The sequence below is a fragment of the Kribbella sp. CA-253562 genome (assembly GCF_050942265.1).
Lineage (GTDB): Bacteria > Actinomycetota > Actinomycetes > Propionibacteriales > Kribbellaceae > Kribbella.
In genome coordinates this window covers 2,803,910-2,816,021 of the sequence record NZ_CP192049.1, presented here as the reverse complement: position 1 = coordinate 2,816,021, position 12,112 = coordinate 2,803,910, and the positions used below count along the sequence as shown (strand labels likewise).

9 protein-coding genes are annotated in these 12,112 nt (G+C 69.8%); all 9 read right to left on the bottom strand.

Annotated features, from left to right (window positions below; all coding sequences use genetic code 11):
- Positions 1 to 501: 501 nt before the first annotated feature.
- On the bottom strand, positions 502 to 3,063 hold the full coding sequence (locus ACQPXM_RS13530) for an ATP-binding protein (RefSeq protein ID WP_432948375.1): 2,562 nt from the start codon (positions 3,061 to 3,063) through the stop codon (positions 502 to 504).
- A 162-nt stretch (positions 3,064 to 3,225) separates the two neighbouring features.
- Positions 3,226 to 3,417 carry a hypothetical protein gene (locus ACQPXM_RS13525; RefSeq protein ID WP_432948373.1) on the bottom strand — a complete coding sequence of 64 codons (192 nt, stop codon included), beginning with the start codon at positions 3,415 to 3,417 and terminating at the stop codon, positions 3,226 to 3,228.
- A gap of 100 nt (positions 3,418 to 3,517) precedes the next feature.
- Entirely contained in the window at positions 3,518 to 3,937 is a 420-nt protein-coding gene (locus ACQPXM_RS13520) for a YjbQ family protein (protein ID WP_432948371.1), read from the bottom strand.
- 13 nt (positions 3,938 to 3,950) lie between these two features.
- The gene (leuS, locus tag ACQPXM_RS13515) at positions 3,951 to 6,431 is read right to left on the bottom strand and encodes a leucine--tRNA ligase (protein WP_432948369.1); all 2,481 of its coding nucleotides are present in this window, start codon (positions 6,429 to 6,431) and stop codon (positions 3,951 to 3,953) included.
- A gap of 225 nt (positions 6,432 to 6,656) precedes the next feature.
- Positions 6,657 to 7,514: a trypsin-like serine protease gene (locus tag ACQPXM_RS13510; RefSeq protein ID WP_432948367.1), complete on the bottom strand. Its 858-nt coding sequence runs from the start codon at positions 7,512 to 7,514 to the stop codon at positions 6,657 to 6,659.
- 127 nt (positions 7,515 to 7,641) lie between these two features.
- The gene (locus ACQPXM_RS13505) at positions 7,642 to 8,559 is read right to left on the bottom strand and encodes a helix-turn-helix domain-containing protein (protein ID WP_432948365.1); all 918 of its coding nucleotides are present in this window, start codon (positions 8,557 to 8,559) and stop codon (positions 7,642 to 7,644) included.
- Positions 8,560 to 8,561: 2 nt separating this feature from the next.
- Positions 8,562 to 9,329 (bottom strand): phytanoyl-CoA dioxygenase family protein, encoded by a 768-nt coding sequence (locus ACQPXM_RS13500; RefSeq protein WP_432948364.1) that lies wholly within the window; start codon positions 9,327 to 9,329, stop codon positions 8,562 to 8,564.
- A 97-nt stretch (positions 9,330 to 9,426) separates the two neighbouring features.
- Entirely contained in the window at positions 9,427 to 11,202 is a 1,776-nt protein-coding gene (locus tag ACQPXM_RS13495) for a GMC family oxidoreductase N-terminal domain-containing protein (RefSeq protein WP_432948362.1), read from the bottom strand.
- A complete protein-coding gene (locus ACQPXM_RS13490; RefSeq protein ID WP_432948360.1) occupies positions 11,202 to 12,095 on the bottom strand; it encodes a hypothetical protein in 894 nt (297 codons plus the stop codon). Before ACQPXM_RS13490 ends, ACQPXM_RS13495 begins: the two co-directional genes overlap by 1 nt.
- Between the last annotated feature and the right edge of the window lie 17 nt (positions 12,096 to 12,112).

Below are 12,112 nucleotides of genomic sequence, written 5' to 3'. Positions count from 1 at the left end.
CAGTTCCTCCCCCTGCATCCCCCGCAGTTGTTCCCCCGGAACTACCCCGGGGAGCTCCAGCGGCCGGCCCCGCCGATGGGCGTCCAACCCACCGGCTTTCCCGTACCGACCGGGCCCGCACTCGTCCCCTGTGTCGTGTGCATGGCCTCTGCTGGAGCCCCACCCCGGGTCCGGTGCCCTGACAGCGCACGGCACCCGGTACTACGTAGGACAGATCCGCACGTCGCAGCACTCCGGAGCCTCGCGACAGCTGAACGGCGCCCCCACCGATCACTGCCGTGCCTGCTCCGTGTCGCCTCCACCCGTCCCGTGGTCTCCTCCGGCTGGTCGGTGGCCCGCGCTCGCTTCGTCACGGTGACCACCTCCTGCCTCGAACACCCGGTCCGGCCGTCGATCTCTGTCTGTGTGGAACCTGCCCTACGCCGACCATCTTGGTCGGCGCGGCAGACCCGGACGAGGCAGAACAACCGGCAGTTCCCCGGCAGCTTCCGCCCGGAGACGTCAGGAAAGAGCAGCCAGTACGTCGTCCGCCAGCCGCCGTACGGACTCGGCGGGGTTGGGCTCCGGCCAGCCGGGTGCCACGGTCGCGGTCGAGCACGACTCCTGCAGCACCGCCCAGGCGGTCGGCAGCATCGGCGGGTCCATCGTCTGCTGCCAGGCGAGCAGCTGTCCGCAGAGCAGGTCTGCCGCGGCAGAGTGCCCAGCAGCATGCAGTACGGCGACCGCCTCCGGCAAGACGTCGAGCAGGTAGACCACGCGTCCCTCGACCTGCAGCCGGCTCACCGCGTCGCGGATCGACGCACGAGCCGCGGCGATGTCACCAGTGCGACGTGCCAGCCGGCTCCGGTACAGCATCACCAGATAGTCGAAGTAGCCCCGATGCCCGCGGATGTCCTCGTCGGCCTCGTCCAGCAGCGCCTGCGCCTCGTCGTAGCGCCCCTCCTGGAACTCCACCATCGCCAGGCACCCGGCGATCTTGGTCCGCTCCGGGTCGTCCGAGGCCTGGCTGTCGCGAGCCAGCTCCGCCCATCGCCGCGCATCGGCCAGATCACCCAGCTCGAGCGATACCCGGCTGAGCGCCATGTAAGCGATCTCGTCCGGATAGACCCCCGGATTCGCCAGCGCCGCCTCCCACGCCAGCAGGAGCTCCTTGGCCTCCGGCAGCCGTCCCCACCTGGCCAGCGCCAGCCCGCAGATCGCCTGGACCGTCGCCGACCGCTGGACGTTGCCGTGCGAGCGGGCATCGGCCACCAGCGCCGGGATCTCCGCCAGGCTCGCCGTGTCCAGCAGCAGCGACCCGGACGACACCCAGCCGCCCCGAGCCACCAGCCCCATCTCGGACTCAGGTGACGTCAGCGTCCGCGCCTCGCCGTACAGCCGCCGAGCAGCCCGTACGTCGCCGGTCAGGTTCGACAGTCGGCCGCCGATGGTCAGCAGCATCCCGCTGACCTCCTTGTCGACCACGTTCTCGGCGCACTGCACGGCCCAGCGGATCCCGCTCTGCGCCACGCTCGCCTGGTACTGCCAGGCGATCCGGAAGCCGAGCACGATCTGCGCGGCAGTGTCCCACTGCTCCAGCTCCGCCGCCCGCTCCAGCGCCACCTCGAAGGTCGCCGAGTTCGCGTTGGCCGCCCGGTACCGCCGTTCGCGGTCCGGACTCGCCCAGGCGCCCTCCAGCCCCTTCACGTACTCCGCGCACCAGCTCACCGCCCGGTCGCGGAACTCGGTCAGATCAGTGCTCTGCGACGTCAGCCCGGCGTACGCGTGCTCGCGGATCGTCTCCAGCATCTTGTACCGCGCGCCGTAGAGCGCCTCGAACTCCAGCACCGGCTGCAGCAGCGACTTGTCGACCAGCTCGGCCAGCAGCATCGGTACGTCGAGCGGGTCGATCGGCGTACCGGTGCAGACCCCGACCACCGCGTCCAGCGTGAACGGCGACCCGAGCATCGAGGCCCGGTAGAGCAACTGGCGAGCCGCGTCGGACAGCGCGTCGACGCTCCACGCGATCGTGTCGGCCAGCGTCCGCTGGTGCGGGGCCCCGAACCGCCGCGGCCCGGACAGCAGCCGGAACCGGTCGTCCAGCGCCGCCAGGATCGTCTCCACCGACAGCGACCCGGCCCGCGCCGCGGCCAGCTCCAGCGCGAGCGGCAGCCCGTCCAGCCGCTGGCACAGCCGCGCGACGGTCGCCGCGTTGTCCGGAGTCAGCGCGAAGTCCGGCCGGACCCGAGCGGCGCGCCGTACGAACATCTCCACCGCTGGGCTGGCCGCGATCTCCGCGAAGTCCCGGTCGTTCGCCGGTACGCCGAGCACCTGCACGCGGCGGACCACCTCGTCCGGCAACCCGAGCGGGATCCGCGAGGTCACCAGTACGCCGACGCTCGGGAAGCTGCGGACCATCCGGTTCGCCACCGTGGCGACGCCGTCGAGCACGTGCTCGGCGTTGTCCTCGACGATCACCAGGTCGCCCGGCTGCCGCCCGGACAGCACGTCGTCCAGGTCGGAGGTGCCCGGCGCCGTCCCGAAGGCGTCCAGGATCGCGGACGGTACGGCGGAGTCGCGCTGGACCGTCGTCAGGTCGACGACCACGACGGTCGTGTCCGCACCGGAGAACCGGTCTGCGGCGGCCAGCGCCAGCTCGGTCTTGCCGACCCCGCCGGGCCCGACCAGCGTGACCAGCCGGTTCTGCCGCAGCAGATCGGCCAGCTCAGCCAGCTCGGTGTCCCGTCCGACCAGCCCGTCCGGAATCGGCCGAGTCCCGCGCCAGCGCATGCCGGACGGCGCCGGAGCACCCACGGCGATCACCGGCCGGACCGTCGCATGCCCAGCGGCCGCCAGGAACCTGCCGGCGTCACCGTCTTGCAGCCCGAGCGCCTCGGCGAGCAGCCGCACCGAGTCCTTCCGCGGCCGGGCGACCCGGCCCGCCTCGAGCTCCCGGATCGTGCGCACACTCAGCCCGGCGGCCTCGGCCAGCTCTTCCTGGGAGAAGCCCGCCTGGACCCTCAGGTCGAGCAGGAGATCGGCGAACCCACTCCGTCCCGCAGCCCGGCCATCCGCGTCCGCCAAAGCCCGTCACCCCTTCTGAGCCTCACACCGCCACAGCACAAGATACGTGACCGTGGCGGGCACAGCGGCCACTTCCGTGGCGGCACCGCGCGGCGAAGGCCGGGGTGAAAACCCGGAGAACGGTTGAAAAGGGAATTGCTGCGTGGACAGGAAATACCCGGATCAGGCGCTGACCCGGACGTCCTCGGCATTCTTTTCGGCGTACAGCGAAAGCACCTCGGACCAGTCCGAGAGGCGGGCCGCGGTGAGCGTGCGACCGTGGTCGGCGTTGAGCCGGCTGCCGTCGCAGATGCCCCTGGTGGCGCGCACGATCAGCTCGGCGCCCACGCCGAGCAGGGAATCAAGGGCTGCCATGCGAATATTCAAGCGAAGACGTGTTTCGCCGAGGTAACACCTCCGGCAACATCACGATAAGTCAGCAAAGACCACACAAAAGCCGCGCCAGGTCATTTGTTCACGACGGCAGCCAGGAAAGCCGGACCTGGCGCTGCGGATTGTCCACGTTGGTGTCGACCAGGCAGATCGACTGCCAGGTGCCGAGCATCATCCGGCCGTTCAGCACCGGGATCGACGCGTACGGCGGGATCAGCGCCGGCAGCACGTGGTCGCGGCCGTGGCCGGGACTGCCGTGCCGGTGCTGCCACTGGAAGTCGCGGGGCAGCAGCTGCTCGAGCGCGGCGAGCAGGTCGGTGTCGCTGCCCGCGCCGGTCTCCAGGATCGCCACCCCCGCCGTCGCGTGCGGGACGAACACGTGCAGCAGTCCGTCGCCCTGGGCCTGGTGGGCCTCAGCGTCGACGAACTGCTCGCACTTGCTCGTCAGGTCGAAAACGACCTCGTGACTACCGGTTGCTACGTCGATCAGCTCGGAGCGCATACCGGCCAGCGTGTCAGGCCGGGACGATGTTGACCAATTTCGGCGCGCGGACGATCACCTTGCGGACCCCACGGCCGTCCAGCGCCTTCTGCACTGCCTCCGAGTCCAGCGCCAGCTTCTCCAGGTCGGCGTCGCTGATGTCGGGCGCGACTTCCAGCCGCTCCTTCACCTTGCCGGCGATCTGGACGACGCAGGTGACCGAGTCCTCGACCAGCAGCGCCGGGTCGACCGTCGGCCAGCCGGCCTTGGCGACCGTCGGCTGGTGACCCAGGTTCTCCCACATGTCCTCGGCCGTGTACGGCGCGACCAGGCTCAGCAGGATCGCCACCGCCTCGGTCGCCTCGCGGACCGCCGGGTCGGCCGCGCCCGGACCGGAGTCGATCGCCTTGCGGGTCGCGTTCACCAGCTCCATCACCCGCGCGACCATCACGTTGAACCGGTACGACTCGATCAGCTCGGTCGCGTCGGCCACGGTCTTGTGGGTGATCTTGCGCAGCGCCAGGTCACCGGTCGCCGGATCGGCGCCGACCGGAGCCTCCACCGCGCCGCTCAGCCGCCAGGCGCGCTGCAGGAAGCGCAGCGAACCACCCGGGGACAGGTCGGACCAGTCGATGTCGTCGTCCGGCGGACCGGCGAAGACCATCGTCAGCCGGATCGCGTCGACACCGAACTCGTCCAGCTGGTCGCCCAGGTTGACCCCGTTGCCCAGCGACTTGCTCATCGCCTTGCCCTCGTTGATCACCTGGCCCTGGTTCAGCAGCCGGGTGAAGGGCTCGACGGCGTCCAGCAGCCCCATGTCGTGCAGCGCCTTGGTGAAGAACCGCGCGTACAGCAGGTGCAGTACGGCGTGCTCCTTGCCCCCGACGTACTGGTACGTCGGCATCCACCGGTTCACCGCGTCCTTGTCGAACGCGCCCTCGGTGTAGTTCGGCGAGCAGTAGCGCAGGAAGTACCACGACGAGTCGACGAAGGTGTCCATCGTGTCGGTGTCGCGCTCGGCGTCGCCACCGCACTTCGGGCAGGCCACCTCGACCCACTCGCGGACCGAGGCCAGCGGCGAGACGCCCTTGGGAGCGAGAGCCGCGCCCCGCAGGTCCGGCAGCTCGACCGGCAGCTGGTCCTCGGGCACTCCGACCTCACCACACGTCGGGCAATGGATGATCGGGATCGGCGCACCCCAGTAGCGCTGCCGGCTCAGCAGCCAGTCGCGCAGGCGGTAGTTGATCGTGCGCTCGCCCAGCCCCTTGTCCTGCAGCCAGTCGATGATCCGCGACTTCGCCTCGTCGATCGGCAGCCCGTCCAGGCTGATCTCGTCGTTGGCGCTGTTGATCGCCGGGCCGTCGCCGGTGTAGGCCTTGCCGTCGAAGCCGTCCTCGGGCTGCACGGTGCGCACGATCGGCAGGCCGAACTTCTCGGCGAACTCCCAGTCGCGGCTGTCCTGGCCGGGCACCGCCATGATCGCGCCGGTGCCGTAGTCGGCCAGCACGTAGTCGGCGGCCCAGATCTGGATCCGCTCGCCGGTCACCGGGTTGATCGCGTACGAGCCCAGGAAGACACCGGTCTTCTCCCGCTCGGTGCTCAGCCGCTCGATCTCGGTGGAGGCCTTGACCGCCTTCAGGTACTCGTCGAACGCCGGGCGCTGCTCGGGCGTGACCAGCTCCTCGGCCAGCTTGGCGTCCGGCGCGACGACCATGAAGGTGGCGCCGAACAGCGTGTCCGGACGAGTGGTGAAGACCTTGATCGGCTCGTCACGGCCCTCGACCTGGAACGAGGCGAACGCGCCCTCGGACCGGCCGATCCAGTTGCGCTGCATCAGCAGGATCTCTTCGGGCCACTGCAGCTGGTCCATGTCGTCCAGCAGCCGCTGGGCGTACTCGGTGGTCTTGAAGTACCACTGGGTCAGCTCACGCTTGGTGACCTCCCAGCCGCACCGCTCGCACCGGCCCTGGACGACCTGCTCGTTGGCCAGCACGGTCTGGTCGTTCGGGCACCAGTTCACGTACGACGCCTTGCGGTAGGCCAATCCACGCGCGAAGAACTGCAGGAACAGCCACTGCGTCCACTTGTAGTACTCCGGGTCGGACGTGTGCAGCCGGCGCGACCAGTCGAAGCTCAGCGCGTACCGCCGGATCGACTCCGCCTGGGTCTCGATGTTGGCGTAGGTGTACGTCGCGGGGTGCTCGTTGCGCTTGATCGCGGCGTTCTCGGCCGGCAGCCCGAAGGAGTCCCAGCCGATCGGGTTCATCACGTCGTAGCCCTGCTGGAACCAGAACCGGGCCAGCACGTCGTGCAGCGCGAACACCTCGCCGTGACCCATGTGCAGGTCGCCGGAGGGGTAGGAGAACATCGTCAGCGCGTAGCGCCGTTCGGCCGAGCCGTCGTCCTTGGCCTTGAACGGGTCGAGCTTCTCCCAGACCGGCCGCCACTTGGCCTGCATGGCCTCGAAGTCGTACCCGCCCCGGTCGATGGGGGTGTCGTCCACCTGCTCGCTCACGGTCCTACTCCCGCATTCTTCGTGTTGGTTGAGCCTAAATCTGCCAGAAAGGCATCCGGAACATGAAAAAGCCCCTCACGCAGGAGGGGACGCCGCACTGACCGGCGCGCAGAAAGCGCCTCGATGCCAGTACGGCTAACTAAGGAGCAGGCTCACTCGCATATCACCAGATTACCGCATCGGGCGGCGAGCAGGAGCCCGCCCGCCGCCCGAACGAGGCCGGGGTCAGCCGAAGGTGACACCGAAGGTGCTCAGCCAGGTCTGCACGACCTGGATGTCCACCCGCTGCAGGCCGCCGAGGTAGCGGCAGTTGGCGGTGTAGACGTAGCTGGTCACGGTGACCACGTAGCCGCCGTGGAACGTCGGGCCGCCCGAGTCGCCGAAGCAGGTGCCACCGGTCCCCCGGTTGTCGTTGGGGTTGCCGTTGACCTGGAGGATCTGGTCGGTCAACTTCTGGCCCGGCTGCTCGGCGAAGCGGCGCAGCAGCGGGTACGTCATCGGCTCCGGCTTCTGCGGGCCGGACTCCGGCTTGCGGACCTCGGTGCCGTAGCCGACCGAAGTGAAGATGGTCTTGTTCAACCGCGGCTGAGCGAAGGCGTCCAGGTAGTTCAGCGGGGCGATGGTGGCCGGCTGGATGGTGGTGACCGGACGGTCGAGCACGATGACACCGACGTCGTTCCAGTTGTCGAGGTCGGTGAAGTTCGAGTACTCCGGGTGCGTGTACGCCGTACCGGACCGGTAGCCGGCGGCCTCGAGCTCGGCCTGGGTGTAGCCGACCGCTGGGTTCGCGGCGACCGGGAACGGCGACGGCGGCTGCTCCGCGATCACCGAGTCGAACGTGACCAGGGTCTTGCCGAGGGTCCCGTCGGTGCAGTGCCCGGCGGTCAGCAGGACGGTCGGCGAGACCAGCGTCGCGCTGCAGCGGAAGCGGCCGTCAGGTGTGTAGAACAGGATCAGGCCGACGTTCGGATGACGGTTCCCATCGGGTTGGCCGCCGGTGATCGCCGCGGCCGGCAGCGATGGAAGCAGCGCGACCACGAAGGCCAGGACGGCGGTGACGAGGGTACGGCTGAGTCGACTCATGTCTCCTCCAGGGGACTGACGTGCTGCACGTTCGTCGAGCTCACCAACCTGGTCGGCGCGCTCGGTGCTTGCTCGCATTGCAGCACCGCGGTGCAGGCGCGTCCAGGGATCGAAGTCAGCGCGAGGGTCAACCTTCGTGCAGGTGGCGGGTCCCTCCGCCGGCCCGGAACGCCGACGGCGACTGGCCGTGACGGCGCCGGAACGCTGTGCTGAACGGCCGCACGTCGGAGTACCCGCAGGCCCTCGCGACTTCCCCCACCGTGACGCTGCGGTCGAGCAGCAGCTGAGCGGCCAGGTCGAGCCGCATCCGGCGCAGCGCGGCCATCAACGACTCCCCTGTCTGCTGCTGGAACAGCCGCTCGGTGTGGCGTTCGGACAGGTGTACGGCGGCGGCGACGTCCCGGACGGTGACCGGGCGGGCCAGGTTGTCCATCAGGTGTCGCTGCATCAGGTCGACCAGCACCCGGACCCGATCACGCGAGCGGGTGAGAGCGTCGCCCGCGTCCAGCGCCAGGTCGTCGTCGAGCGCGAACGCGCGAGCGGTGTCGAGCACCAGCGCCGAGCCGAGCGCGCTGAGCGACGCCTGGTAGCCGGACTGCGGAGCAGCTGCCTCCGCGGCCAGACCGGCGATGGTCGCGGCGAGACCGCCGACGCGCGTCGACACGACGGGCCCGTCGGTCCGGGTAAGGCCGGACCACCAACCCGCGGACGCGGCTGCCGCACTCACCGGGCGGAAGGTGAAGCCCCAGAAGGCGATGCCCAGCGGGTCGGCTCGACTCGATTCGATCTCGTGCACGTCACCCGGCCGGGCCAGGAACACCGTGCCGGGGCTCACGGCGTACTCGGTGGTGCCCGAGTTGAAGCGCCCTTCACCGGCGAACGCGAGACAGACCTCGTGGAAGGAGTGGCTGTGCCAGTAGTTGCGCCAGTACTCCGGCCGGTAATGCCCCCAGCTGACGAAGTCCGCGCGAAAACCGTCGACCTCGCAGGACTCCAGCAGCCCTGCGAGGTCGACGAAGCGATCGGCCGCCGCAACGGACGACAAGCTCAAATGTTGCTCCTGCCGGTCGGGTCGACTCCTCGCAGCATCATGCCCTGACCCAGCGAGTGGTCGTGGGTCTTCACCGACGGCGGGTCGCCCGGGTCGCGGTACTGCACCAGCCAGGTCGTCCGCGCCTCGTCGCTCACGTTCACGCCCGACCCGTGCACGGTCAGGTATGTGAAGAACAGCACGTCGCCCGCCTCGGCCGGCTGCGGCACCGCCGACTCGAACGGTACGTCGGGCAGGTGGAACGACCCCTCCGGGTCGTGCTCGCGCGGCCCGTCCAGGTGGCTGCCCGGGATCACCCGGACGCAGCCCTTCTGCTCCGGCGCGTCGTCGAAGTGGAAGATCGCCGCGCCGACCCGGTGGTGGGTGTGCGGGAAGAACGGGTAGTCCTGGTGCAGCGGGAACGGCGAACCGTTCTCCGGCGGCTTCACGAACAGCTTCGTGTGGTGCAGCTGGACGTTCTCGACGCCCATCACCGCGGCGGCCACGTCGGTGAACCGCGGGTCCACCAGCAGGCGGGAGAAGGCCGCGTCGTAGAACTGCGCGTCGTGCAGGTGCTGCAGCCGGGTGGCGCCGTCCGACAGCCCCATCGCCGACTTCCAGGTCGGGTCGTCGTTGCGGTTGAGCTGCGCCAGCAGCGCGTGGCTGCGCTCCTGGTACGCCGCCGCTTCTTCCTTGCTGAGCAGGCCTTTCACCAGGACAAAGCCTAACGACGCGTACTGCTCGGCCAGGGCCGCCAGCTCCGGGCGGTCCGTAGTGATCGTCATCTCGAAGTCCTCCTCGTCGGGGTACTTCGAGCCTAGGAACACCGGCGCCCGGACGGCAGGACCGGGCCGGACGCCGATGTTCGCGGAACGGACATGGTCAGAGGCCGAGCTGCCCCAGCCGCACGCTGATCCGCGGGTCGGTGGACACCACCGGCGACTCCGACCGGACCCAGGGGTCGCCGCCGAAGTAGGTCTGGAAGATCTTCTCCGCGGTCCGGGTCGCCACCGCCTGGCTGGTCAGCGTCGGGTTCGGCCCGCCGAGCCCGTTGGCCAGCGCGGAGTTGTCGGCGACGAACAGCCGTTTCACCGCCCGCGCCTCGCCCCGCGCGTCGAGCACCGACGTCCGCTCGGACTCCCCCATCCGCATCGACGACTGGACGTGCAGGATCAGCGGCGCCCAGTCGATCCGGTAGACCTTCTTCGCCCCCGCGCCGCGCAGCAGCTCGGCGGCCTTGCGGGCCATGAACTCCCGGTTGCGCAGCGTGCGCTTGGTCCGCTGGCGCTGCTTGAAGGTGACCTTCGGGATCGGGCCGTTCTCGTCAGCCGGCAGCGCCGACAGGGTGACCCGGTTCTGCGCCTCGACGTCGTCGTCGGTGATCACCAGCACGGTCAGCAGGCGGTCCAGCCCGCCGGCCATCAGCTCCTTCAGTTCCGGGCCCATCACCCGCCCGGCCGGCCCGTCCCACGGCCCGGTCCGGCCGCGCCCGTTCTTGTACTGGCCGCGGATCCCGCTGTCCGACAGCGTGCCGGAGAACGCGTTCAGCGCCGGCGGCAGGCCGACGTTCTCCAGTCCCCCGTACGGCGGGAAGTCCAGTCGCGCGCTGGACCCGACGCCCTTCGGGTTGCCGGTGTAGTCGTCGAACGAGCCGATCATCCAGTCGAAGAAGTGGTCGGTGTAGCCGCGGCCGACCCAGCCGTTCGGGTTCGGCAGGCCGCTGTTGAACCACAGCCGCGGGTTCTCCGTGCAGCCGCCCGCCATCACCACGACACGCGCGTCTTCGCGGTGCTCCTCGCCGGTCGCGTTGTCCCGCCAGGTGACGCCGGTCGCGGTCAGCTCGCCGTTGCGCCGCTCGCTGTGCACGCGGGTCACGTAGGCGTCGGCGATCAGCTCGATCGGCTTCCCGCCGCGCGCCCAGACGTTGGCGGTCAAGGCCATCGGCACGTAACTGTTGTCGGTCGAGCGCTTCGCGAACTGGTTGCGCGGGGCACCCTTCGGCCGCATGCAGCCCTGGAAGCAGTAGCCGCAGAACGTGCAGCCGGTGGCCTGCGGGTAGTTCAGCAGGTTCTTGTCCGAGGTCTTGCCCGCCGTGCCGCCCGGTTGCAGGATCGCGTTCTCCTGCGGCCGGTACGACGGCCGGTGGGTGGTCTTGGTGGTCTGGACCGGCAGCCCGAGCGTCTCGGCACCCTTGAAGAACAGCTGCTCCTTGGTGCCCATCGCCGCGGTCATCACCGGCATCGTCGCCTCGACCCACTCGAAGTACGGCACCAGCTCGGAGTAGGTGAACGGGAACCGGTGCTCCACGTCGTACTCGTTGCGGTCGGCACCGTCGTACCCCTTGAAGACACCGGGGTAAGCGCGCGGGTAGTTGCCGTAGAAGTGCTGCGTCGTGCCGCCGACCCCCGACAGCTGCCAGACGAACGAGTTCTGCGGCCACTCCCGGTACCAGGCCGGTTTGCTGCGGTCGCCCGGGCCGAGCCGGAAGTAGCCCGACAACGGGTTGTTCGCGTCCTCCTCGAACGTGCTCCACTCCTCCCGCGGCTTCGCATGCCGCGGACCGGCCTCCAGCAGCAGGACGTCGAGCCCCTTCGCGGCGAGCTCCTTGGCGACCACCGGACCGCCACCGCCGGCCCCGATCACGATCACGTCGCGCATCAGTCGTGCACCTCTTTGCGTCCCTGGTAGTAACCGATGAAGTCGTCCCAGCCCTCGACCGGACCGTTCGGCTGGTAACCCGACAGGTTCCAGCCGATCGGACGCGCGCGCAGGGTCGTGGTGGTCTTGTCGAGTACGCCGTACTCGCTGTAGGCGCCGAAGGTGGCGAACTCGATCAGCGCACCGCCGACGAACTTGAGCAGCCCGGAGACCGACTCCTTCAGCGGCTCGGGGAAGTGCACGTCGAGCAGCGCGACCAGGTCGGCGTCGGTCTTCTCGATCAGCGCGAACGCGGCCGCCTTCTCGGCGTAGGTGAGCCGGGCGAACGGCGACAGGTGCGCGCCGCTGACCGCCAGCGGGTTGACCTGCGTGGCCATCAGGTTGAGCAGCCCGGCGATCGGGAACGACAGCGGGATCGCCTCGTCACTTTGCAGGTACGCCGCCAGCGCGCGGTCCAGCCGGCGCAACTCGGGCGGCAGCAGCTCGAGCCCGGGCAGCGCGATCCCGCTGTCGGCCAGACCGGTGACCAGCGCGGCGCTGATCGGCTGCGCGATCGCGTCGGGCAACGGGACGAAGTTGTCCAGCGCCTCGATCATGAAGTCGGTGGCGCGCGCTTCCAGCGCACCCGGCGTACTGCTCGGGGTGCCTTGTGTGCGGGAGTAGGCGTCCGGGCCGGGCATCGCGAACACGGTCAGGCCGTTCAGCGTGTCGCGGGCGAGCTCGGCCAGCACCGGGCGGATCAGGTCGACGGCCGGCGGCAGCAGCGGGTTACCGGTGGCGGCGTCGGCCGGCGCGAGAAGGCCACGCGCCAGCAGGCCGCCTCCGCCCAGGGCCGCGCCGAGCACGCCGAGCCGGGCCAGGAAGGCCCGGCGGGACAACGGATCTGCAGGCATACGTGGTCCTTCGCGGC